21 protein-coding genes are annotated in these 22,433 nt (G+C 63.3%); 8 read left to right on the top strand and 13 right to left on the bottom strand.

Features of this window, described 5'->3' with window-relative positions:
• Nucleotides 1–14: 14 nt before the first annotated feature.
• Nucleotides 15–908: a LysR substrate-binding domain-containing protein gene (locus MPZ60_RS00790; protein ID WP_034351355.1), complete on the bottom strand. Its 894-nt coding sequence runs from the start codon at nt 906–908 to the stop codon at nt 15–17.
• A 17-nt stretch (nt 909–925) separates the two neighbouring features.
• Between MPZ60_RS00790 and MPZ60_RS00785 the strand changes: the two genes are divergently transcribed.
• The 8 genes from MPZ60_RS00785 to MPZ60_RS00750 all read left to right on the top strand — a co-directional run bounded on the left by MPZ60_RS00785 (nt 926) and on the right by MPZ60_RS00750 (nt 11,371).
• Entirely contained in the window at nt 926–2,215 is a 1,290-nt protein-coding gene (locus tag MPZ60_RS00785) for a CaiB/BaiF CoA-transferase family protein (RefSeq protein ID WP_187771839.1), read from the top strand.
• A 32-nt stretch (nt 2,216–2,247) separates the two neighbouring features.
• Nucleotides 2,248–3,396, top strand: a complete 1,149-nt coding sequence (locus MPZ60_RS00780; protein ID WP_034351353.1) for an acyl-CoA dehydrogenase family protein — start codon at nt 2,248–2,250, stop codon at nt 3,394–3,396.
• Between the two features lie 45 nt (nt 3,397–3,441).
• Nucleotides 3,442–4,176, top strand: a complete 735-nt coding sequence (gene hutC, locus MPZ60_RS00775) for a histidine utilization repressor (RefSeq protein WP_223305653.1) — start codon at nt 3,442–3,444, stop codon at nt 4,174–4,176.
• Nucleotides 4,177–4,313: 137 nt separating this feature from the next.
• The gene (recQ, locus tag MPZ60_RS00770; RefSeq protein WP_034351351.1) at nt 4,314–6,224 is read left to right on the top strand and encodes a DNA helicase RecQ; all 1,911 of its coding nucleotides are present in this window, start codon (nt 4,314–4,316) and stop codon (nt 6,222–6,224) included.
• Nucleotides 6,225–6,489: 265 nt separating this feature from the next.
• A complete protein-coding gene (locus MPZ60_RS00765) occupies nt 6,490–7,863 on the top strand; it encodes an aspartate aminotransferase family protein (RefSeq protein WP_034351349.1) in 1,374 nt (457 codons plus the stop codon).
• 189 nt (nt 7,864–8,052) lie between these two features.
• Nucleotides 8,053–9,114, top strand: coding sequence for a peptidogalycan biosysnthesis protein (locus tag MPZ60_RS00760; RefSeq protein ID WP_034351347.1), 1,062 nt, complete (start codon nt 8,053–8,055; stop codon nt 9,112–9,114).
• Entirely contained in the window at nt 9,111–10,010 is a 900-nt protein-coding gene (locus MPZ60_RS00755) for a hypothetical protein (protein WP_080746056.1), read from the top strand. Before MPZ60_RS00760 ends, MPZ60_RS00755 begins: the two co-directional genes overlap by 4 nt.
• Before the next feature lie 47 nt (nt 10,011–10,057).
• Nucleotides 10,058–11,371 carry a cyclopropane-fatty-acyl-phospholipid synthase family protein gene (locus tag MPZ60_RS00750; protein WP_034351345.1) on the top strand — a complete coding sequence of 438 codons (1,314 nt, stop codon included), beginning with the start codon at nt 10,058–10,060 and terminating at the stop codon, nt 11,369–11,371.
• A gap of 27 nt (nt 11,372–11,398) precedes the next feature.
• Here MPZ60_RS00750 and MPZ60_RS00745 read toward each other — a convergent pair whose 3' ends face one another.
• The 12 genes from MPZ60_RS00745 to MPZ60_RS00690 form a co-directional block, all read right to left on the bottom strand.
• Entirely contained in the window at nt 11,399–12,403 is a 1,005-nt protein-coding gene (locus MPZ60_RS00745; protein ID WP_034351343.1) for an ABC transporter substrate-binding protein, read from the bottom strand.
• A gap of 14 nt (nt 12,404–12,417) precedes the next feature.
• Nucleotides 12,418–12,747, bottom strand: coding sequence for a ferredoxin family protein (locus tag MPZ60_RS00740; protein WP_034351341.1), 330 nt, complete (start codon nt 12,745–12,747; stop codon nt 12,418–12,420).
• On the bottom strand, nt 12,744–14,375 hold the full coding sequence (locus MPZ60_RS00735) for an FAD-dependent oxidoreductase (RefSeq protein ID WP_034351340.1): 1,632 nt from the start codon (nt 14,373–14,375) through the stop codon (nt 12,744–12,746). The genes MPZ60_RS00740 and MPZ60_RS00735 overlap by 4 nt, the downstream gene beginning before the upstream one ends.
• A gap of 139 nt (nt 14,376–14,514) precedes the next feature.
• On the bottom strand, nt 14,515–15,720 hold the full coding sequence (locus tag MPZ60_RS00730) for a DegT/DnrJ/EryC1/StrS family aminotransferase (RefSeq protein WP_034351339.1): 1,206 nt from the start codon (nt 15,718–15,720) through the stop codon (nt 14,515–14,517).
• A gap of 1 nt (nt 15,721) precedes the next feature.
• The gene (locus tag MPZ60_RS00725) at nt 15,722–16,108 is read right to left on the bottom strand and encodes a multidrug efflux SMR transporter (protein WP_003069549.1); all 387 of its coding nucleotides are present in this window, start codon (nt 16,106–16,108) and stop codon (nt 15,722–15,724) included.
• A 12-nt stretch (nt 16,109–16,120) separates the two neighbouring features.
• Entirely contained in the window at nt 16,121–16,489 is a 369-nt protein-coding gene (locus MPZ60_RS00720; protein ID WP_003069552.1) for an EamA family transporter, read from the bottom strand.
• Nucleotides 16,482–17,390: a carboxylesterase gene (locus MPZ60_RS00715; protein WP_034351337.1), complete on the bottom strand. Its 909-nt coding sequence runs from the start codon at nt 17,388–17,390 to the stop codon at nt 16,482–16,484. Before MPZ60_RS00715 ends, MPZ60_RS00720 begins: the two co-directional genes overlap by 8 nt.
• Nucleotides 17,387–18,100, bottom strand: coding sequence for an MtnX-like HAD-IB family phosphatase (locus MPZ60_RS00710; protein ID WP_034351334.1), 714 nt, complete (start codon nt 18,098–18,100; stop codon nt 17,387–17,389). Before MPZ60_RS00710 ends, MPZ60_RS00715 begins: the two co-directional genes overlap by 4 nt.
• The gene (locus MPZ60_RS00705; protein ID WP_034351332.1) at nt 18,093–19,028 is read right to left on the bottom strand and encodes an HlyD family secretion protein; all 936 of its coding nucleotides are present in this window, start codon (nt 19,026–19,028) and stop codon (nt 18,093–18,095) included. The genes MPZ60_RS00710 and MPZ60_RS00705 overlap by 8 nt, the downstream gene beginning before the upstream one ends.
• 2 nt (nt 19,029–19,030) lie before the next feature.
• On the bottom strand, nt 19,031–19,789 hold the full coding sequence (locus MPZ60_RS00700) for an ABC transporter ATP-binding protein (protein WP_063662641.1): 759 nt from the start codon (nt 19,787–19,789) through the stop codon (nt 19,031–19,033).
• Nucleotides 19,790–19,799: 10 nt separating this feature from the next.
• Entirely contained in the window at nt 19,800–20,948 is a 1,149-nt protein-coding gene (locus MPZ60_RS00695) for an ABC transporter permease (protein WP_034351330.1), read from the bottom strand.
• Nucleotides 20,945–22,333: an efflux transporter outer membrane subunit gene (locus MPZ60_RS00690; RefSeq protein WP_034351328.1), complete on the bottom strand. Its 1,389-nt coding sequence runs from the start codon at nt 22,331–22,333 to the stop codon at nt 20,945–20,947. The genes MPZ60_RS00695 and MPZ60_RS00690 overlap by 4 nt, the downstream gene beginning before the upstream one ends.
• Nucleotides 22,334–22,433 lie beyond the last annotated feature (100 nt).

The following is a 22,433-nucleotide window of genomic DNA, read 5'->3' as shown; positions in this document are numbered from 1 at the left end:
GCCCCCGCGTTGCGCTAGTCGGGTGCAATCACGCTTTTTGCCACGGTCAGAAATGGTGCAATCAGCGCCGAGGCATTGCTCCTGGGCACCGACAGCACCACGGCCTGCTTGGCGACGCGGCCCTTGATTCTTTTGCAGACCAGCCGCTTGCCGTCGTGGGTTCGGTCGACCACCGGCCGCGTGGTCAGAACGCTGACGCCATGCCCGTTGGCGACCATGGAACGCACCAGCTCTATCGACGCCAGTTCATAGTTCACCGTGGGAACCACGCCCGCCTCCCGAAACAGCGAGAGAAAGTACTCTCTGCTCTGAGGCAGGTTGATCAGCAGCAACGGCGACTGGGCCAGCTCCGCCAGACTCACGCTGGGCGCCGCAGACAGGGCGTGCCTGGCAGGCAGCAAGGCATAGGGCGGCAACGCGGCAACCGGGTGCATGGTCAGCAAAGGGCGAGCCAGGCCCAGGTCATATTGCAGTGCAGCATGGATCTCCCCTCGCTCCACTTGCCGCGTCAGGGAGGCGATGTCCCCTTCGATCAACTCGATGTCGATGGACGGGTGGCGCTTTTGCATCTGGGTGAGCAGTTGCGGAATCCACAGCGCGCCCAGCGTGCTCAGAAAGCCCAGCCTCAGCGTGCCGGAAACCGCCTGCTTGCGTGGCTCCTGAAGCAGTTGCGCAGCCTCCAGAAGACTCAGGGCCTCCCGGCTTCTGGCCAGCCCTGCCGCGGTCAGGTCCAGCCCGACGGCATGTTTGCGCACAAAAAGCTTCTCGCTCCATTGGGCCTCCAGGTCGGCAATCGCCTTGGAGATGGAGGGCTGTGAAACATTGATGGCCAGCGCCGCCTTGGCCGTGCTGCCGTGGCGTGCCGCGGCGACAAAATATTCGAGCTGGCGCAGATTTATCTGAATCAATTTTTTGAATCCAGTGAATGGGAAATGAATATTTTCTATTGATTCATGTTTTGGGCAGCATGCAGGCATCGCTTCAGATCAACAGCAGGACTCCCATGCTTGCATCAACCGAAAAAACTGCCTCCCGTCCGCTGGACGGCATCCGCATCCTGGACTTCACCCGGGTTCTGGCGGGCCCCATGTCCACGGCCTTGCTGGCCGATCTGGGCGCGGAAGTCGTGAAGGTGGAGCCGCCCCAGGGCGACGACTACCGCGCCATCGGCCCCATGAAGAATGGGCAAAGCGCCTTGTTCACGGTCATGAATCGCAACAAGCAAAGCCTGGTGCTGGACCTCAAGCATGCGGATGCGGTCGCCGTGGTGCATGAGCTGGCCCGGCAGGTCGATGTGGTGGTCGAGAACTTCAGGCCGGGCGTGGCCGAGCGCCTGGGCATCGGCCCCGAAACGCTGCGCGCCCTCAATCCCCGGCTGGTGTATGTCAGCGTCTCCGGCTTTGGCCAGACCGGCCCGCTGGCCCACCGCCCGGCCTACGACATCATTGTTCAGGCCATGAGCGGCCTGATGGAGGCCACGGGCGAGCCTCAAGGCGCGCCCACCCTGGTCGGCGAGGCGGTCAGCGATGTGGTTGCCGGCCTGTTTGCTTCCTGGGCGACACTGGCGGCCCTGTTGCAGGCGCAGAGAACCGGAGTCGGCCAGCATGTCGATGTCGCCATGTTCGACACCACGCTGAGCTTTTTGGCGACATCGATGTCGCGCTATCTGTTCACCGGCCAGCCTGCCCGGCGTGTGGGCAACCGGCATCCGCTCTCGGCGCCGTTTGGCGTCTACAGGGCACGTGACGGCCATTACGCCCTGGCCGTGCTCAACAAGAAGCTGTTCGACGCCACCGCTGCTGCCATGAACCTGCCCGAGCTGGCCAGCGATCCGCGTTTTGCCAGCGATGAAACCCGCTCGGCCAACGAGCCCGCATTGCGCGCCGCGCTGGAGGGCTGGAGCACGCAGCACGATGTGGCCGATGTGGTGGCGCGGCTCGAAGCGGCAGGCGTTCCCGCAGCCCCCATCTGGAACATAGAGCAGGCCCTGAACTCCGAGCAGATCCGCTCGCGTGGCCTGCTCTGCGAGGTCGAGGACGAACGCCTCCCGGGCCTGCAGCTGCCGACACAGCCCGTGCATTTCAACGGCGCTCTGCCCAATCGTGCGCAACGCGCACCGGCCCTGGGCGAACACACGGAGCTGCTGCTGCAAAGCTGGCTGGGCCGCAGCACGGATGCCATTGCCGCTTTGCGCGAAGCAGGCGCTTTGGGTTGATTTTGATTGGTAGAAAACAAGGAGAGACCGCCATGTCATTGATTCGTCTGGGCGCGACCGAAGAAGATCAGGCCGTTGCCGATGCCGTTGCACGCTTTGCCGAGGAAACCTTGGCGCCCGTGGCCCAGGCCATGGACGAGGAAGCCTTTTCCGCCACGCGCCATGTGCCCGGCCTTTCCGCGCTGGGCGTGATGGGCATGAATCTGCCGGAACGCTTTGGCGGACCGGGCGTCACCCCCACCGCCATGCTGATGTCGCTGGTCGCCATCTCGCGCGCCTGCGCCGCGACCTCGTCCATGATCGGTGCTCACTACCTGGGCACGGATGCCGTTCTCATAGCCGGCGACGAAACGCAGCGCGAGCAATGGCTGCCGCGCTGCGCCAGCGGGGAATGGCTGGCGGCCTTTGCGCTGACCGAGCCGCGCGGCGGCTCCCACCCTGCAGACATGCGTACCCGGGCCGTGCGCGACGGCGACGACTATCTGATCACAGGCGTCAAGCACTTCATCTCGAATGCGGCGGAGGCCCGCTTCATGGTGGTGTTCGCCAAGACCGATGCGGAAGCTGCGGCACGCGGGGTCAGCGCCTTCATCGTGCCGCGCGATCTGCCCGGCATACAGATTTCGTCGCCCGAGAAGCTCATGGGCATTCGTGGCGGCCATGCCTTTGAAGTCTCGCTGGACAGCGTGCGCGTTCCTGCCGCCAACCGCCTCGGTGCCGAGGGCAGCGGCTTCAAGACTGCCATGAAGGTGCTGGACAACAGCCGCCTGGACGTGGCTGCGACCTCTCTGGGCATCGCCGAGGCCGCACTCAAGGCGGCGGCCGACTGGGCCAACCAGCGTCTGGTGGGCGGCGAACCGATAGCCAACAAGCAGGGCATACAGTTCAAGCTCGCCGACATGAAGCTGCGCCTGGAAGCTGCCTGGGCGCTGACCATGCAGGCCCTGGCACTGCGCCAGCAGGGGCAGCCGTTCACCCAGCAGTCGGCCATGGCCAAGCTGTTCGCCTCGGAGATGGTGGGCTTCGTGACCGACGAGGCGCTGCAGATCCATGGCGGCTACGGCTATACCCGGGAAATGCCCCTGGAGCGCTATGTGCGCGACGCCCGCATTCTGCGCATCTACGAAGGATCTTCCGAGATTCAGCGCACCATCATTGCACGCTCCGTATTGAACGCTTAGAAGGCGCAGCGGCACCCGGCCGGATTTGCTGGTGTAATCCACTCCATGGACAAACACTCTTCCATGTCGCTGCACGGGAAAATTCTCACCGAGATTGAACAGAACATTCTCAGTGGCCGCTGGCCGCCCGGCTATCGCATCCCGTCGGAGATGGAACTGACCGTCCATTACCAATGCTCGCGCATGACGGTGAGCAAGGTGCTCAACAAGCTGGCAGAAGCCGGTCTGCTGGTGCGCAAGCGCAAGGCGGGAAGCTTTGTGACGCGCCCGCAAACCAGCTCTGCCGTGCTGGAGATTCCCGATCTGCGCCAGGTGGTGCTGGGCATGGGGCAGGAGTATTCGAGCAGGCTGCTCGGGCGCACGCAAAGGCGCAGCACGCGCGAGGACATGGAGGCCATGCGCATGGCCCGGCCGGCCTCCATCGTCCATGTGCTGTGCCTGCACATGGCGGGATCGCGTCCGTTCTGCATCGAAGACCGCCTGATCAATCTCGAATCCGTGCCGGACGCCGAGCACGAGCCGTTCACCGAGCACAGTCCCAGCTCCTGGATGGTCAACCACGTGCCCTGGAGCTCGGCCGAACACCGCATTCGCGCCGAGGCAGCCAGCGAGGAAACCGCCGGCCTGCTGGAGATCAAGCCCGGCTTTCCCTGCCTGGTGATCGACCGCCGTACCTGGACCGGGCAGCTGCCCATCACCTTTGTGCGCCTGACCTATCCCGCCGATCTCTACGAGCTGGATGCGCATTTTTCGCCCTCCACCATAGGGCAGGCTGGCTGATTGCGCATAACCCGGCCCGGGCAGCGCGCCGGGTCGCAGCGCACAATAGGGCCAGTTCTGATGCTTGCACCAGAGGCCAAATCGGCCTCTTCCCCATATACAGCAAGCGCTACCAGCTATCGATTCAAGAGTACCCGGTGTCTTCCGCGCAATCCATTCTGCAAGCCGTTTTTGGCTACGAGCAATTCCGTGGCCCCCAGCAGGCCATCGTCTCGCATGTCATCAACGGCGGCGATGCGCTGGTGCTCATGCCCACGGGCGGCGGCAAATCGCTGTGCTACCAGGTTCCGGCCATTGCGCGCCAGCAGCTCGGCCATGGCGTGACGATCGTGGTCTCGCCGCTGATCGCGCTCATGCACGACCAGGTCGGCGCACTGCATGAGGCCGGCATCAGCGCCGCCTATCTGAACTCCACCCTGAGCTACGACGAGACGCAGGAGGTGGAGCTGCGCCTGCAAAGCGGCGACATCACCCTGCTCTATGCCGCTCCCGAGCGTCTGAACACGCCACGTTTTCTGGGTCTGCTCGACGATCTGCATGCCCAGGGCAAGCTGTCGCTGTTCGCCATCGACGAAGCGCATTGCGTGAGCCAGTGGGGACACGACTTCCGCCCTGAATACCGCGCGCTGAGTGTGCTGCACCAGCGCTATGCCGATGTGCCGCGCATCGCGCTGACGGCCACGGCCGATGCGCTGACGCGCGCCGACATCATCGAGCGCCTGCAGTTGGAAGCGGCCCAGCATTTCATCAGCAGTTTTGACCGCCCGAACATCCGCTACAAGATCGCCGAGAAAAAGGACGTCAGCAACCAGCTGCTGCGCTTTATCGAACGCGAGCACGAGGGCGAGGCCGGCGTGGTCTATTGCCAGTCGCGCAAGCGTGTCGAGGAGCTGGCCCAGACCCTGGTGCAGAACGGCATCAATGCCCTGCCTTACCACGCAGGCCTGCCCCAGGACATGCGCCAGAACCATCAGGACCGTTTTCTGCGCGAAGAAGGCGTGGTGATGTGCGCCACGATTGCCTTCGGCATGGGCATCAACAAGCCCGATGTGCGCTTTGTGGCTCATGTGGACATGCCCAAGAACATCGAGGGCTACTACCAGGAAACCGGCCGTGCGGGCCGCGACGGCCTGCCCGCCGATGCCTGGATGGCCTACGGTCTCAGCGACGTGGTCAACCAGCGCCGCATGATCGACGAAAGCCCGGCCGAGGAACAGTTCAAGCAGGTGATGCGCGGCAAGCTCGATGCCCTGCTCGGTCTGGCCGAGGCCACCGACTGCCGCCGCGTACGCCTGCTGGCCTATTTTGGCGAGCAATATGGACAGGAGCCGAGCCTGGATGGCAAGCCACTGCAGGCCGTTGCCCGCACCCATTGCGGCAACTGCGACAACTGCCTGGAGCCGCCGGCGCTATGGGATGGCACGGATGCGGCACGCAAGCTGCTGTCCACCATCTTCCGCGTGCACGAGGCCAGCGGCCTGACCTATGGTGCGGGCCACATCATGGACGTGCTGCGCGGCAAGGAGACGGACAAGGTCACGCAGTACGGGCATGACAAGGTATCCACCTTCGGCATCGGCAAGGAGTATTCGGAGCCACAGCTGCGCGCCGTGATGCGCCAGTTGCTGGCCACGGGTGCCCTGGGCCTGCACAAGGTGGTGAGCGAGAACAGCGGCCATGTGTTTGACACCCTGTGTCTGGCCGCGGGCTCGCGTGCCGTGCTCAAGGGCGAGATACAGGTGCAGCTGCGCGAGGCCGTGGCCGCATCGCGCAGCAAGAAGCAGGGCAAGAAATCGGCCTCCAATGCAGCTGCGGTCAATCTGGGTCCCGACGCACAGGTTCGCTTCATCAATCTCAAGGCCTGGCGCGCCGAAGTCGCCAAGTCTCACAATCTGCCGGCCTATGTGATCTTCCACGACGCCACGCTGGCATCGATTGCCGAACTCAACCCCCAGAGCCTGCAGGAGCTGCAGGGAGTCAGCGGCATGGGCACCAAGAAGCTCGATGCCTATGGCGCCGAGGTGCTGCGCGTGGTGGCACTGGGCTGATCGGCCCGGATTCGGCAGCGGTCTGGACGCCGCCTCGACGAGCGGCAGCGAGCCGCGCCCCGTACTTTGAACAGGGCCGGGCAAGCTGCTGCAGGCAGCTGCGCGCGCCCGGACATCTGTCGCCGCCATTTGCGGCGCTGAAAATCGGCCGACGCAGAGCTCTCCACAATTCCCACACAAATGCTCGACAGCCCGGAAATATTGCAAACGCACACTGCTGCCGCATACCGTTGACTGAATCCATTTTTGCGGAGCGCTTTCTGCTGTGATCAATACTGCCCAATTGCTGGCTGACGAAGCCAAATACTGCTCGTTTGGCGACACCGTCCACTACGTCAATCCTCCCAAGATCTTCACGGGCTGCGAAGGCAGCTATATGTACGACGATGCAGGCACGTCCTACCTCGATCTGCAGATGTGGTATTCGGCCGTCAACTTCGGCTACAAGAACAAGCGTCTTGAGGCCAAGATGATCGAGCAGCTGCAGGAGCTGCCCCAGGTGGCCAGCCAGTATCTGCACCCCACCAAGATCGAACTGGCCAAGTTCATTGCTGAAGACGCCAAGCGCAAATGGGGCCACGACGGCCGCGTGCACTTCAACGTGGGCGGCGCGCAAGCCATCGAGGACTCGCTGAAGGTCGTGCGCAACGCCAGCGGCGGCAAGAGCCTGATGTTCGCGTTCGAAGGCGGCTACCACGGCCGTACGCTGGGCGCGTCCTCGATCACCTCCAGCTACCGCTACCGCCGCCGTTTCGGCCACTTCAGCGACCGCGCGCAGTTCATCCCCTTCCCCTACCCCTTCCGCCGTCCCAAGGGCATGACGTCCGAGGAGTATGCGGACCAGATCGTGCGCGAATTCGCGCGCAAGTTCGAGAACGAATACCACGCGGTCTGGGACCCCAAGACCAACCAGTGCGAATACGCGGCCTTCTACGTGGAACCCATTCAGGGCACGGGCGGCTACGTGGTTCCTCCTCCCAACTTCTTCAAGGGTCTGAAGAAGGTGCTGGACGATCACGGCGTGCTGATGGTGGTCGACGAAATCCAGATGGGCTTCTGGCGTACCGGCACGCTGTGGTCGGTGGAAAACTTCGGCATCAAGCCCGATGTACTGGTGTTTGCCAAGGCACTGACCAATGGTCTGAATGCGCTGTCCGGCCTGTGGGCACGCGAAGAGCTGATCAACCCCACGGTGTTCCCGCCCGGATCCACCCATTCCACCTTTGCCTCCAACCCGCTGGGTACGGCCCTGGGCCTGGAAGTCATGAAGATGACCCACGAGATGGACTTCGGCCGTCAGGTGCGCGAATCGGGTGCCTACTTCCTCGAAGGCCTCAAGGAGCTGCAAAAGCGCCACAAGGAAATCGGCGATGTGGACGGCCTGGGCCTGGCGCTGCGCGCCGAAATCTGCACCGAGGACGGCTTCACGCCCAACAAGGCGCTGCTGGACAAGATGGTGGACATCGGCCTCGAAGGCGGCCTGGAATACCAGGGCCAGAAGCGCGGCCTGGTGCTGGACGTGGGCGGCTACTACAAGAACGTGATCACCTTCGCGCCTTCGCTGATGATTTCGCGCAGCGAGATCGACGAAGCCATGGTGCTGCTGGATCAGTTGCTGAGCAAGGCTAAAAAGGCGTAACCGCCCTGAGCGGCTTTGCCTAGGCGGCCCCGCCGCTTTCCCCTCTGTCTTCGGGAGGGGGACGACAGCCTCGCTGTGCGGCGGCGGGGGCCGCCCAGGTCTTGCTCGCTGTCTCTTGCTTGGGTTGTGCCAGTTTTCTGCGCTGCAGACACACTCAGGCGCCATCACAACCGACTACAAAAAGGCGAAATGGCGACGGAAAATTTCCGCAACCAGCTCGAACCCAGTGGCTTGCTGCAGCAGTTCACCAACCATCCTCCAGAAGGCTTTGCCTTGCTGAAGGAATGGCCGGCGCCAGCATTCACCGCCCCCTTCGATTTGCTGACCACCGCAGATGACGCGCTCAAGGCGCGTCTTCTGTCCTTGCCGGGCGGGCGCTTTCTGAGCTCCAGGCTCAGGCTGAAGACGGACTTCATCGGCAGCACGGTCAGCGAGTATGCGCCCCTGCCCCAGGGCGTGGATGCGGCCACGCTGGCGCGGCAGCTGCGCGCCGTGGCGGGCCGGACCATGCTCACCATCGTCAAGGATCTGCCGCAGGCATCACCCCTTCTGAGCGCCAGCGACAACGACTTTGCCAAGGCCTTGTCCCAGGCACTGGCCGAGCAAGGCTTTGTGACGCTCGAAGGCCAAGCACTGGCCTATGTACCTCTTGGCTTTGCCAGCACGGACGAGTATCTGGCCGGCCTGTCCAAGAACCGCCGCAGCAGCCTCAGGCGCAAGCTCAAGAGCCGTGCCGAGCTTGACATTCGCCGCCTGCCGACCGGTGCGGCCTTTGCCGACGAGAACCGGATCGACGCCTACTACGCCTTGTTCGAGGCGGTGTATGCGCAAAGCGAGATCCATTTCGACAAACTCTCTCGCGCCTTCCTGGCCGGCCTGCTGCGCGATGAGGACAACGGCGGCATCGTGTTCGAATACCGGGATCGGCAAAGCGATGCGCTGCTGGGCTGGAATCTGTGCTTCGAGCATGACGGCAGGTTGATCGACAAATACATAGGCCTGTCCTACCCCGCAGCGCGCGAAGCGAATCTCTATTTCGTGAGCTGGATGGTCAATCTTGAATACGCACTGGAGCGGGGCCTGTCCCACTATGTAGCGGGCTGGACCGACCCGGAAGTCAAGGCCCAGCTCGGCGCCAGCTTCACCATGACGCAGCATCTGGTCTTCATCCGCAACCCCTTGCTGCGCGCCTTGGGCCGGCGCTTCTCCGGTCTGTTTGAAAGCGATCGCCAGTGGAGTGACAAGGCATGATGCAACAAACACCTGTGGTGCTGGATGTCGATGAATCGGTAGGCCCGCTGCTCCAGGAGAAGCGGCTTGCGCTCGCCCAGTGGCAGGAGCTGGTGCGCTTTGGCTGCGGCCTGCGCAGCTTCAGGCGCTTCACCCAGGCCATGCAGGAGCAGCTGCCCGCGCAGCACGGTACCGTGCTCATGGGCAGCGGCGACTTTCACCATCTGAGCTGGCCGCTGATCGAGCGCTGCATTGCCCAGAAGGGCTTCAGCGCCAAGCATCCGCTGCGCGTGGTGGTGCTGGACAACCACCCGGACAATATGCGCTTTCCCTGGGGTGTGCACTGCGGCTCCTGGGTGCGACGCGTGGCCATGCACCCGGCCGTGTCGCAGGTCCATGTGGCAGGCATTACCTCGCAGGACATTGGCTCGGCCCACGCCTGGGAGAACTATCTGCGGCCGCTGCGCGCCGGCAAGCTCACCTACTGGAGCTGCGGCGTGGACACCGGCTGGGCCCGGCGCCTGGGCGCGGGCAAGGCGTTTCGCAGCTTTGCCAATATCTCGGAGCTGGTACAGGCGCTGTCCAGCCATCTGCATGACTGGCCGCAGGACACGTATCTGAGCATAGACAAGGATGTGTTCGCCGCCGAAGTCGTGCGCACCAACTGGGACCAGGGCCGGATGCTGGAAGAGCAGGCCGTGCAGCTGATCGATGCGCTGCGCGGACAGATCGCGGGCAGTGACATCACGGGCGACGTGTCGTCATGGCACTATGGCACCTGGTGGAAGCGACTGATGAGCGCAGGCGACGGCCAGGACACACAGATTGACGCTGCTACGCTGGCCGGCTGGCAGGCCGGGCAGCATGCATTGAACCAGCGGCTGATACAGCGCATAGCGCTCAGCAGCACGAGTTAGAGCGATTTCACCGGCCACTTTTCAACACTTCGCTTCAAGGAGCTGACATGCTGGATCGGTTGACCGAAAAATTGCTGCAACAGGCATTTGCACCTCTGGTCACCACGGGACGGCTCGAAGTCATCACTCCTTCAGGAAAGGCGCTGATCTTCGGCGACGGCGGCCAGCCTCAGGCGCGCCTGCGCTTTGCCGACAGACGTGCCGTCCTTGCGCTGCTGCGCGACCCCGACCTCAACTTTGGCGAGCTGTTCATGCAGCAGCGCCTGCTGGTCGAGCAAGGCACGGTCTATGACGTACTGGAGCTGGTGCTGCGCGGCGCCAGGCAGGTGCCCGTCAGCGCCACGGTGCGCCTGCTCGATGCCTGGCGCATGAAGCTGCGGCCCTTGCTGCAGAACAATCTGCGCGGCAAATCGCGTGCCAACGTGGCGCATCACTACGATCTGGACGACCGGCTCTATCAGCTGTTTCTCGACAGCGAGCGCCAGTACTCCTGCGCCTATTTCGAGCAGGGCAACGAAGACCTGGAAACGGCACAGCTGGCCAAGAAGCGCCATATCGCCGCCAAGCTGCTGATCGAGCCAGGCCAGCGCGTGCTCGATATCGGCTGCGGCTGGGGCGGTCTCTCGCGCTATCTGGCCGAGGTGGGCGGTGCCGGCCATGTCACAGGCATCACGCTGTCCACGGAGCAACTGGCCGGCGCGCAGTCCAGGGCCTCGCAATCCATCCATGGCGAGCGGCTGGAGTACCGACTGGAAGACTACCGCGACATGAATCGCGAAACACATGGGCCGTTCGAGCGCATTGTCTCCGTCGGCATGTTCGAGCATGTGGGCACGAGATTCCATGACGCCTTCTTCCGCAAATGCCATGAGCTGCTCAGCGAGGACGGCGTGATGCTGCTGCACTTCATCGGCAACAGCGATGTGCCCGACTTCAACAATCCCTGGATTGAGCGCTACATCTTTCCCGGAGGCCATATTCCGTCGATGTCGGAGTTCACGCCGGCCATAGAGCGCACGGGGCTGGTGATCTGCGATATCGAGGTGCTGCGCCTGCACTATGCCCAGACCCTGCGCCTGTGGCGCGAGCGTTTCATGGCACGCCGTGCCGAAGCCGCAGCCCTGTATGACGAGCGCTTCTGCCGCATGTGGGAGTTCTATCTGTCCATGTCGGAGACCGCGTTCCGCTATCAGGACATCGCCATCTTCCAGGTTCAGCTGGCGCGCAGACAGGATGCCGTACCGCTCACGCGCAGCTATATCGCCGAGCGTGAGACAGCACTGAAAGCCAGGGAATCCGGACAGAAATGCAGAGTCTCCGCGATGACAGATCCCACTGAAGCAAGGGCAAATATCGCTTGACTCCAATGATCTTGTCAGAAGAAAAGCTCATGAAAACCCGGGAATCCTCCAGCTCTCAACGGAAAAATCCTTGCGCACCAGCTTTTCATTGAGCAGGAAGCGTTTGGCCTCGGAGATCAAATGCAAGCCTTGCTCCGGATAGGCCTGAGCGGGCAGATTGCTCAATGCCACAGAGGCTTTGACCGCAGGCACCGGGAAACCGCTGGCCTCGGCATGAAACGCCAGATACGCTGCGCTGTCGCTACGAATCTCCCCCAGGGCAATGCTGCGTGCACGGCCCCAGGTAGCAGGAAATTGCGGCAACCTCGCAAGCAGTTTGGGAGAAATCACAATGACCGATGTGCCCAGCAGCGTCGGATATTGCGCAGCCTCTGCCAGAACCGGAAAGCCTTGCTGCGCCAGCAACGGCCCCATATTGATAGGTGCGGCAAACGCAGCTACATCCCCACGCTCCAGCGCCGGTGCACCGTCGCGCGGCAGCATATGCACCACCTTGACCCTGCCGCTCAAACCATGCTGCCTGAGCAGACCCAGCACAAAGCGGTGCATGTATGAGCCCAGAGCCACGCCAACGACTTTGCCCTTGAGCTCCTCCACCGTCTTGATGCCAGCCTTGGGCGTCAGCAGCCAGGTGTTCATGCCCACGCAATCAAAACCCAGCAACTTACCTTGAAAGCCTTGCGCATGAGCGACCACTGCGGGTGTGTCGCCATAGATGCCGATGTCCAGATGGTCGGCAATGAATGCTTCATTCAAGTCCGGTCCATTGGGAAACACACGGGTCACGACCTGCGAGAAGCCCAACGTGCTCAGCTCCCGCTGCAAGATGCCCTGCTGCAGCGCCCAGCCCGTGGCATAAGCAGGCTTCTTTCCAGGACCGATATAGCCGATACGCAAGGTCTGCGCCGCGCTTTGAGACTGCGCTTCACCCAGCATGGGAATGCTTGCCGCCAAAGCGCCAAGCAGCCATCGACGACGATTGAAAGCGGCACAAGAGCCTGCTTCCGACAAACGGATTTCATGTTCTGACATGGATGACTAAATTTCTAATGAGCACGCGCCAGCAGCTCGTAGCTGGCATCCAGTGCCGCGGTAGATTGGCGACCTTTGCCCCAACCAACGGAGGCGCGATAGCTGCCCAGCAAAGCTTGCGTGGCAGGCGCGAGCTCATCAACATGGGCAGCAGCATCTGCCATCGGTGCAACATACAAGGCGTCCTCAGGGCAATACAGCTCGCACATAAAGCAAGTCTGGCAATCGCTTTGCCGGGCAATGCGCGGAGCCTGCCCTTTGACCATGTCGAACACATTGGTAGGACAGGCATGGACGCAGATATTGCAGCCGGTGCAACGCTCTGAACTGATGATTTCGATCATGCGAGCACTCCTTCGGAAGACGGCACTTCTTTGACCCGCTGACGACGCACCCAGACTTCATCAAGGCCGCCAGAAATCAATCGATGTCTCTGGCCAGGGTCCAATTCTTGATGATCGCGACGGCGATGCATGCCCCGGGTTTCGGTACGCTGCAAAGCACTTCGGTACATCCATCGCGAGGTAGCCAGCATGGCAGTTGCCTCCCTCAGGCGCAGGCGCTCTTCGATGGACTGGAACTGCACACCAGTACGCAGGCGCAGCCACAAGGCATCAAGGTTCTGCAGAGACTGCTGCAACTCATCGGATTGGCGATTCCAGTTGCGCTCGTACGGGAAGACTTCGGCCTGTACCGCTTGAATCAGCTGACTGCTGTCCAGCCGAGCTTGACCCTGCTCCTCAAGACCTGGACTGCCAGCGCGGTAAAGCTGCCGTGATTTCATCGGGTTATGCAAGGCAAAGCGCGCAGCGCCGGCACCAGCCCAGAATCCCGAAGAGAGCGCCCAGGCTGCGTTATGACTGCCGCCTCCGGTAAAGCCACCGCAGATCAGCTCGCGCGTTGCTGCATCGCCTGCAGCGTACAGCCCGGCCACGGAGGTTGCACAGTCGGCATCCACCACATTCAGACCGCCAGTGCCACGCACCGTTCCTTCCAGCCGCAAGCTGACCGGGAACATTTCATGAAAAGGGTTGATGCCTTTGCGGTCAAACGAGACAAAGAAGTTGGGCTGTGCCGTGCGCATCCATGCCTGAATGCTCGCATCGGCTTTATCCAAGCGCGCAAAAACAGGCTGTGTCTGCAACGTCTGCGCAATGATGCTGCGCCCGCGCGAAGACCCTGCACCCTCGATCAGCGAGCCGTTTGCATAGTAAAAACTGGCCCAGTTGTAGAACAGTGACTTGGTGACCGAAGAGAACGCCGGCCCCAGCCCATAGGCATTGGAGAATTCCATGCCCGAGAGCTGTGCCCCCACCTCGGCGGCCATCAGGTATCCATCACCGGTCAGCACATTGCAGCCCAGCGCGCGGCTAAGGAAAGCGCAGCCACCGGTGGCAATGATGGTTGCACTTGCACGCACAACCCAGGTATCTTCGGCTTGCCTGCGCACACCTGTTGCGCCGCATACCGTGCCAGCGTCATCCACGAGCAATTCCAGCGCCGGGCTATGGTCAAGAATACGTACGCCGGCAGCCTTGACCTGCTTGCGCATCAAACGCATATATTCAGGGCCCTGCAGGGAGTTGCGCCGCAGCTTGCCTTCCACATCGACAGGGAACGGGTAGCCCCATTCAGTCAACAGCTCGATGTTGTTCCAGGTCTGCTCCAGCACCCGATCCATCCATGCCTGCTCGGCCAGCATGCCCCCCATGGTGTAACGACTGGCTTTGGCTTTCTCACGCAAATCCCCGGTATTGTCGACATGCCAAACGCCGCAGCCCGAAGGTGCAGTTGCGCCCGATGTTCCGCAATATCCCTTGTCGACCAGCAGCACGTTTGCCCCCTGGCTGGCTGCGCTGATGGCAGCCCATGCCCCTGCTGGTCCAGCGCCGATAACCAGAACATCCACATCGTGCTGGCAGGCCCCCGCCGCGCTTGACAGCGCTTGCCTTGAGCGTTTTCCTACTCCCATTTTCACCACTCCTTGTGCCTTGATCTGCGGGGCAACAGGCCATGCAGTCCGTTCAAGTTCAGTGTAGAAACGAGCCGGCGAAAACAGAACGAATGGATTTCTATATCGTTATTGCAGACAGATTGCAGGCGTAGGCGTATCAGCGTGCTGCCAGCGTGTCCAGCAAATCCGCAAAGCGCTCGTCATCCAGCCATGGGCTATTGCTGATGGCGAGCAAGCGCTGCGCCCAGTCGCGCGCCTGGCTGACCGCGTCGTCGCGTGCAGCACCCAGCACATGGTCGTAGCGGCCATAGTCGGGCAGCACATGGACAAAGGGCAGAGACAGACCACAGCCACCGCCCCAATGCGCGCGCAGCACGGCATCCCTGGCCTGCTGGCTCGGCATGCGCAGCAGGATCACCGGCCACACGCCCTGCGCCCGGGGCACGGCATCCTGCACCACTTCCAGCCCGCGAGCCTGCAACTGAGCGATGCGCAGGCCGGCCTGCCCGGATGCTTGCTGCTGAAACCCCTCCAGCCGTCGCAATGCCCTGGCCCCCACGCTCTGGCGCCAGCGCCCCAGACTGTGCTGGGGAATGAGATCGTCGAAGTCATCGCCTGCGGCCTCTACCCAGTCACCACGCGACAATGATTTCTCCAGCGGCTTGCCATAGGCCATGCGCAGACCCGAGGGCCGGTAGAGCATGGCATAGCCCAGCAGCTCGATGCTGCGGCGCAGCTCCCACCACAGGCTGAACCGGGTGGCGGCGCCAGCTGCGCTCAGCGCAGCACGCATGGAAGGCTCGCGCGCCATCAGCACGCCACCTTCAAAGGTGCTCAACCCCTTGCCGACGGCCAGGCTGAAAAAGCCGATATCGCCTTTGAGGCCCACCGAAGCTGCGTCGCTGCGCGCTCCCAGCGCCTGGGCGGCATCCTCGATCACATAGGCGCCCACGGCGCGCGCGCATTGCAGGGCGGCGTCCACCTCTGCCACACGCCCGCACAGATGCGTGGGCAGCACGGCCAGCGTCCGGTCGCTGCACAGGCGCTGCAGGCAGACAGGGTCCATGTCCAACGCGTCGGCGCGCAGATCGCACAGGCGCAGCTGCAGCCCGCACTGCGCAATCGCCAGCGCCACCAGCGGACAGGTATAGGCCGGTGCAACGACCTCGCTGCGCCCCGGACTGAGGGTCTTGAGGCTTCGCAATGCCACCATCAGGGCCGAGGTTCCCGAGCATTCGAGCTGCACAGCCTCCACGCCCAGCCATGCGGCCAGCTGTCCTGCCAGGCTGCCCGCACCCGAGGGCCAGAGATCGCCGAGCTGCAGTGGCAGTCCTGCCGTTGGCGGCACTGTGGGCTGGCGCATCTCAGGCGGCCTGCTCTGCCTCTGGCTTCTCGCTCACCGCCAGGCACATGATGCCGGCCACGATGAACAGACAGCCAATGATCTGCGGCCAGCCAATGGGCTCGTTGAACAGCCAGTACGAGATCGCCAGCACCGAGATGATCTCCAGATGCGAGGCCGCGAATGCCGGGCCGATGGGAGCGTGCTTGAGCAGGCTCATCCAGGTGAAAAAGGCACCGATGTAGCCAACGAATGCACCGTAGATCCAGGGCTGGCTGAACACGCGCAGCAGCCAGCCGGTGGAGAACTCCAGCGGCAGTGCGGAATCACCGGCCTGCTTGAAGCTGAGCTGCGCCAGCGTGTCAAAGGCCATGAGTACCAGAAAGCCGACAATGTAAAAACGCTTCATAGCCGACGGCCCTCAGTGCAATCCAACGATGGCCACGCCTACGGACACCAGCACGATGCCGGCCACGCGCATGGGCGCGAGCTTTTCGCGAAACAGCACCCGCCCCAGAATCATGATGGCGACGATGTTGATCGAGCCCAGCAGCACCCCGTCCGACAGCGGCACCAGCGACAGAAACGCCAGCCAGACCAGAAACTCCGCCACATAGCAGGCAATGCCCACCCACAGCCAGGGCCTGGCCAGCATGAAGCGCCAGCGCTCCGTGCCATTGCGATGCCCCGGCTCGCTGGCCGCGGCCTTGAAGGCCAACTGCCCCCCGCTGTCCACCAGCACATTGAGTATCCACAGCGTCACCACCAGGGGCGAGAGATCACTACCCATTCGCACCCCTGGCAGGCGCCGCCGAGCTGGCGATGCGCGCGATGAACTCGTTGAGCTTGGCAATCACTGTGCGGCGCTCGCGGTCGATGGTGATCATGTGATAGCAATTGTCCAGCAGCACCAGGTCGACATGGGCGTTGACCGCGCCGCGCTGGATATCGTGGGCATTGCTGACCGAGGAAATATCGTCTTCCCGGGCATGAATGACCAGACAGGGCGAGCGCAGCTGCGCCAGTCCGGCCTGCACATTCGCGGACAGGGCGCGCAGCTCGATGACGCTCCACCAGGGATTGCCAGGCAGGCCTGCGGCAGAGCTGTCGCCGCTGTTCATCTGCTCGACCACGCGCGCGCGCAGGGCCTCGTCCTTGATGCCGTAGGGTGGGGCCTCCATGAAGACACTGTTGCGGCCAATGCCCAGCAGGCGAAAAAGCGGCAGCAGGAACGCCAGCTTGGTATAGGCCGGAATGCTCCAGCCGTCATAGCGGAAGGTGGTGGACAGCGCGCAGACGCCCGCCACCTTGTCGGGATGGCGCTCGGCCACGGCCAGCGACAGCAGCGCCCCCATGGATAGACCGCCAACCACCATATGGTCCACATGCTGCAAGAAGCGCTGCAGACCCGACTCCACACTTGCCAGCCAGTCCGTCCAGCGGGCAGCCACCAAGTCCTCCATGCTGCCGCAATGTCCTGCGAGCTGCACCCCGTAGACCGTGAAACCCTGCTTGTTCAGACCTTTGGCGAGCAGGCGCATCTCGGCCGGCGTGCCGGTCAGGCCATGGATCAGCAGCACGCCCGTGCGGGCATTGCTGCCTTCGCCGGGCATGACGAATTCATGCGACGTCACACACAGCTGCTGCAAATCCGGCTGCTGCAGCAACCCAAATCCATCAGAGGCATTCATGCAGTCTGCTCCATGCCGAAGATGACTTGCTCCAGCAACTGGGTGGCCTGCGCAAAATGCTCGAAGCGCGCATGGGCAATCCCCTGGCTCTCGCAATAGTCGATGAGCTTGTACTTGGCCAGCACGAAATCCGCCTTGCCGGAAACGCAGAAGTCCGACGTGCTGTCGCCGATATAGAGCACCCGCCCATGGACGGCCTGCTGCTCGGCCAGACGTTCGCACTTGCAGTTGCCGCTGGCCCGTGTACAGCGATTGCTGGCCCAGGGCGAATCCAGTCGCCAGCTGCGCTCGCCCGTCTGAACCAGATGGTTGGCGATGACTTCCAGATCCCCGAGGCCATGGCGTGCGAGCACATGGCGAATCGCATAGTCAATGCCGTCGCTGACGACCTGCACCTTGATACCATGCAGCCCGGCCTCGGCCACGAAGCCGGCAAAGTGCTCATCGATCTCGATGCTGTCCAGATGGTTCTGCAGCTCGACCTCGCTCATGTCCAGCAGGGCCACCTGCCCCTTCATGCATTCGCGCGAGCCGATCTCGCCACGCTCCCAGGCGTCCTCCAGCTCCTGCCAGCCCGGCTTGCCAAAGCGGTTGAGCAGGGTATCGGTCACGTCCAGCAGGCTGATGGTGCCGTCGAAATCGCTTTGCACCATCCAGCCGGCCGAAGCTGTCCCTGCCGGCGACGGGCAAATCTGAATGCGCTTATTCATGGAAACTGACCCTCACGTTCTGACCGACCTTGACATTGGCGGGCGGCTGGTCAAATGCCAGCACGCATTCCACAACTCTTACCGGGCCACGCTGTGCATCGTCCTGCAGCCTGGCCGTGCCGTAGACGGGGCTGATTCGCAGCACGGTCGCAGCGGGAAACTCCTGGCGGGCAGCGCTGCCGTCTGCGTCCACCGTCACCAGGGCCTTCATGCCTTCGCGAATCGCCGTCACAAAGCTTTCGTTGACTTCGGCACGCACGATAAAGGGGCGCTTGGGCAGCAGCACCGCCACCGGACTGCCGCTTTGCAGCATGCTGCCGCCCTGTGCCTGCAGACGCACCACGACTGCGGCTTCGGGCGCACGCAGCTCGTGGCGCTGCAGCAGAGCCCTCAACTGCTCGGCCTTGCGCTTGGCGACCGTGACTTCTGCAGCCGCAATATCCACTTCGGACTGCGCATCACGCAGGGCCTGCACGGCTTCGTCCACGCTTTGCAGATCCGCTGCCCCCTGTTTGGCAGCAGCCTGCCAGCGCGTCAGCGTGGCCTTGAGCGCGGGCAGGCGATCCTGGCGCGTCTTGAGTTTGGTCTGCGCCAGCAGCAGTTCGGACTCCACTACGGCCAGATCGGCACGCGCCGCATCATCCGCGAGACGCAGCACCGGCTGGCCTTTCTGTACGCTCTGGCCTTCCTTGACCAGCAATTGCTGCACCACGCCCGATGCGGCCGAGGAGAGATCGAGCAGACCACCTTCTACGTCGATCTTGCCCCGCGCAACGGCTACCTGGCTTTGAGGCTTGATCTGGGCTGCAGCCGGCGTGATCACGGAGGCAGCATCCTGAGACGGAGAGCACCCGCCCAGCATCAGCACGGCCGCCGCCAGCAGCGGCGCGCCCGACACAATGCTGAGACGAAATGGGCTTGGGTTCATGTTTATTCCTTGATGGGGCTGTTCTGGCGCCAGTCGCTGCGAATGGCGCCGTCTTCCATGCCCAGCACACGATCGGCGTGGCGCACCAGACGCGGGTCATGGCTGACGCAGAGCACCGTGGTGCCGTGCGTGCGCGCCGCACGGTGCAGCAAGTCAATGACGCGCTGGCCGCTCTCGGCGTCCAGCGCACTGGTGGGCTCGTCGGCGAAAAGCAGGCGGGGCTGCTTGGCCATGGCACGTGCGATGGCCACACGCTGCTTCTCGCCGCCCGACAGCTGGGCCGGGCGCATATGACTGCGGTGCGAGAGCCCCACTTCGTCGAGCGCCTCCCTGGCACGGCGCAATGTCTCGGCGTTTCTGAGCCCCATATAGCCCAGCGGCAACTGCACCTGCTCCAGTGCCGTCAAGGCCGGAAACAGATTGAAGCCCTGGAAGACGAAGCCCGTATGGCGCAGACGAAATTTCTCCAACGCCGCCGTGCCGAGCTTGGCCAGGTCCTCGCCCAGTGCGATCGCGTGACCGGCATCGGGCTTTTGCAGTCCCGACATCAGCGACAGCAGCGTGCTTTTGCCGCAGCCCGAAGGGCCGGAGATCAGGCTCAGCTCCCCCGCATAGAGGCTGACGGACAGCCCTTGCAGCACATGCACCTGGACGATGCCCGAGACAAAGGATTTGTCGAGACGCACGGCCTCGAGGCTGGGCGCTGCATCCTTGGCTGCAGCAGGCGTTTTGATGCGTTCCATCATGGTCTCGGCTTGCATGTTTCAGGCCTTAACGCAACAGGGTTGCCGGGTCGGCACGCAGCAGGCTGCGCATGGCGCCCAGACCCGACAGCAGCGACAGCACGGCCACCAGAAAGCCACAAGCGAGTACCGCTGACAGGTTGAGGGCAACAGGGACGCGGTAGCTGGATGCAATGCTGAGCAGCACCGCGCTGGTCAGTGCCGCCAGCACAAAGCCCAGGCCGCCAATCCAGCAGGCCTGCTCGACCACCACGCGGCCCAGTGCCGCTCGGCTCACGCCCAGAGCATTGAGCACCGCATACTCGCGGGCGGACCCTGCCACCACCGCCTTGAGCGACTGGCTGGTCACGATGGCGCCCACCAGGCAGACGATGACGGCCATGAAGAGCACGCCGGCACCGGCTCCGGTATCGAGCATCCAGTAACGCTGAGAGCGGCGCGCAAAGGCATCGGCCGTCCAGACCTCGTACGGGCCGAAGCTGCTGCTGGACTGGCTCAATCTCGCCTGGGCCTCGCCTGCCTTGGCAGCTTGCTTCAGGCGTGCCACGAAATAGGTGCTGCCATGCTCGGCACTGGTTTCTGCAATTTCGCGGGCCGTGCTGAGCGAGGAGATCACGTTGACGCCACCCAGGCCGCGCAAGCCGTCTACGGCAGCCACGATCTTGACCGCATGGTTGTTGATCCAGGCCGTGCTGCCTTCCTGCGCGCCCAGAGTCCCCAGGTCCGCCCTGTCAACAATCACGGCACCGGGCTCGCGCAGCAGCTGCCGCTGCCAGGAGGTGAGCACCTTGGTGAACATCATGGAGTTGTCCGCAGTGCTGACGCCCGAGAGATAGACAGAGACTCCGCCTCCGGTCGCGCCCTGGGCACCGGCGCGCGCGCGCCAGTCGCCATCGACCCAGACATAGGATTCCACGGCCGCCACATCGGGGTCCATGCGCAGGCGCATCTCCACATCGCTGCCGATATTGCGCCCGAAGTTCACGCTTTGCGTGCCCGGATAGCCCACCCAGAGATCGGCCGAAGAGGCCGTCACGTAGATCGCGGCAGAGCCGAAGATGCCCAGCACCAAGGCGGCCTGCATGGCCAGCAGAACGCCCGAAAAGCCCACGGCGAACACCGAAGGGACAAAGCGTCTCCACTCATGGATCAGCGTCTTGCGCGCCAGGGCAATCATGGCTGAGCCTCTGTGGTCCGGGTAACAAGCGCGGCATCGACAGGCGCAGCACCCACTGCCTTGTAGAGAGCCACATAGGCCAGCGCCTCGGCAGCCCTGGCGGTTGCCAGCTCGCTCTGGTTTTGCAGGCTGGCGCGGGCGCTATCGATGCCAGCAAGCTCGCTGGACAGGCCCAGTTGCTGGCGCACTGCCTGAGCCTTCTCGCGCCCGGCATGAATCTGCTGCTGGGACTGCAGCTGCTGCTGCCTTTGCTGCTGGGCGGCAACCGCTGCCAGGGCAGTTTCGGACTCGGCAATGCCATTAAGCACGGCCTGGCGGTATGCCTTGATGCTGGCCTGCAGCGCCAGCTCCTTGCCGTCCGCCACGGCACGGCGGCGACCCCAGTCAAAGAGCGGAATGTCGATCTGCGGACCGACCATGGGAATGGAGTCCGAGGTCGTGCGGTGATTGCGCGTCAGGTTGTATGCATACAGCAGGGACCCCGTCAGGGTCAACCGCGGATAGAGCGCCGCGCGCGACACGCCGACCTCGGCCGCAGCCTGCTCCACCGCAGCCTCGGCACTTTGAATATCGGGGCGGTTGCGCAGCAGGTCTGCCGGCAGTACGGCAAGCGCCTGCATTGCGGGCAACGCGGCATCCGTCCTGGGCTGCAGCCACTGCGGCTCGGCGCGCTCACGTCCCAGCAGGGCAGCCAGCGCATGGGCAGCACGCGCCTGGGCTTCGTTCAGGGTGAACAGCTGAGACTCTGCGGTGCGCAGCTGCAGCTGTTGCTGCTCCAGAGACTGGGCATCTGTCAGTCTCTGCTCATGCCGAATCTGCAAGAGCTGCAGCTGTCGCTGCGCCTGCTGCAATTGCCTCTCGACCAGGCTGCGCTGCACCTGGGCCAGCCGGATATCGAGATAACGGTGCACCACATCGGCCACCAGCGCTACCCGTGCTGCATGCAGCTGGGCTTGCGCATCCAGCACGCCGGCCGTGCCTGCACGGCGCGCCGCTTCGGAGTCACCAAACAGGCCAAGATCCCAGCTCACATCAATGCTGGCATGAAAGTAGGTATCAACTGCCGCGATATCCTGCAGGGTCCGCGCTCCGGTGCTGACTATGGGGCGGAAAGCCGCATCGGCCGTACCCGCCAGCAAGCGCTGCTGACGCAGACGCAGCACGGCCTGAGCCACATCAAGGTTCTGGGCAAGCGCCGCGTCCACCAGCACATTGAGAGCAGGGTCATTCCAGGCGCGCCACCAGTGGGCCAATGCCGCAGGGTCCGACTTTTGAGCCGACTCCTGCTGCTGCCACTGAGGTGGCGTGGTCCGGTCCAGCTTGACTGCCTCGGGCGCAGCACAGCCTGCCAGCAACGACAAGGCACACAGACACAGACTGCCCATGCGAAGACGCGAGACGTGGGAAGGAAATATCACAGCGCAGTTGGCTCAAGCTATAGGTGTCACCCGGGAAGCTGCAGAAAGCGGAAACAGCTTTCCATCC

The organism is Comamonas sp. 7D-2 (assembly GCF_022749555.1).
In the GTDB taxonomy this organism is placed as follows: Bacteria; Pseudomonadota; Gammaproteobacteria; order Burkholderiales; family Burkholderiaceae_C; genus Comamonas; species Comamonas thiooxydans.
This window is presented reverse-complemented; position numbering and strand designations above follow the sequence as displayed.

Bases quoted from the DNA above. Each gene is read 5' to 3' on its own strand.
- MPZ60_RS00785 (WP_187771839.1), top strand. From the start codon at position 926: ATGGGAAATGAATATTTTCTATTGATTCATGTTTTGGGCAGCATGCAG.
- MPZ60_RS00780 (WP_034351353.1), top strand. From the start codon at position 2,248: ATGTCATTGATTCGTCTGGGCGCGACCGAAGAAGATCAGGCCGTTGCC.
- hutC (WP_223305653.1), top strand. From the start codon at position 3,442: ATGGACAAACACTCTTCCATGTCGCTGCACGGGAAAATTCTCACCGAG.
- MPZ60_RS00760 (WP_034351347.1), top strand. From the start codon at position 8,053: ATGGCGACGGAAAATTTCCGCAACCAGCTCGAACCCAGTGGCTTGCTG.
- MPZ60_RS00755 (WP_080746056.1), top strand. From the start codon at position 9,111: ATGATGCAACAAACACCTGTGGTGCTGGATGTCGATGAATCGGTAGGC.
- MPZ60_RS00750 (WP_034351345.1), top strand. From the start codon at position 10,058: ATGCTGGATCGGTTGACCGAAAAATTGCTGCAACAGGCATTTGCACCT.
- MPZ60_RS00745 (WP_034351343.1), bottom strand. From the start codon at position 12,403: ATGTCAGAACATGAAATCCGTTTGTCGGAAGCAGGCTCTTGTGCCGCT.
- MPZ60_RS00740 (WP_034351341.1), bottom strand. From the start codon at position 12,747: ATGATCGAAATCATCAGTTCAGAGCGTTGCACCGGCTGCAATATCTGC.
- MPZ60_RS00735 (WP_034351340.1), bottom strand. From the start codon at position 14,375: ATGGGAGTAGGAAAACGCTCAAGGCAAGCGCTGTCAAGCGCGGCGGGG.
- MPZ60_RS00730 (WP_034351339.1), bottom strand. From the start codon at position 15,720: ATGCGCCAGCCCACAGTGCCGCCAACGGCAGGACTGCCACTGCAGCTC.
- MPZ60_RS00725 (WP_003069549.1), bottom strand. From the start codon at position 16,108: ATGAAGCGTTTTTACATTGTCGGCTTTCTGGTACTCATGGCCTTTGAC.
- MPZ60_RS00720 (WP_003069552.1), bottom strand. From the start codon at position 16,489: ATGGGTAGTGATCTCTCGCCCCTGGTGGTGACGCTGTGGATACTCAAT.
- MPZ60_RS00715 (WP_034351337.1), bottom strand. From the start codon at position 17,390: ATGAATGCCTCTGATGGATTTGGGTTGCTGCAGCAGCCGGATTTGCAG.
- MPZ60_RS00710 (WP_034351334.1), bottom strand. From the start codon at position 18,100: ATGAATAAGCGCATTCAGATTTGCCCGTCGCCGGCAGGGACAGCTTCG.
- MPZ60_RS00705 (WP_034351332.1), bottom strand. From the start codon at position 19,028: ATGAACCCAAGCCCATTTCGTCTCAGCATTGTGTCGGGCGCGCCGCTG.
- MPZ60_RS00700 (WP_063662641.1), bottom strand. From the start codon at position 19,789: ATGCAAGCCGAGACCATGATGGAACGCATCAAAACGCCTGCTGCAGCC.
- MPZ60_RS00695 (WP_034351330.1), bottom strand. From the start codon at position 20,948: ATGATTGCCCTGGCGCGCAAGACGCTGATCCATGAGTGGAGACGCTTT.
- MPZ60_RS00690 (WP_034351328.1), bottom strand. From the start codon at position 22,333: ATGGGCAGTCTGTGTCTGTGTGCCTTGTCGTTGCTGGCAGGCTGTGCT.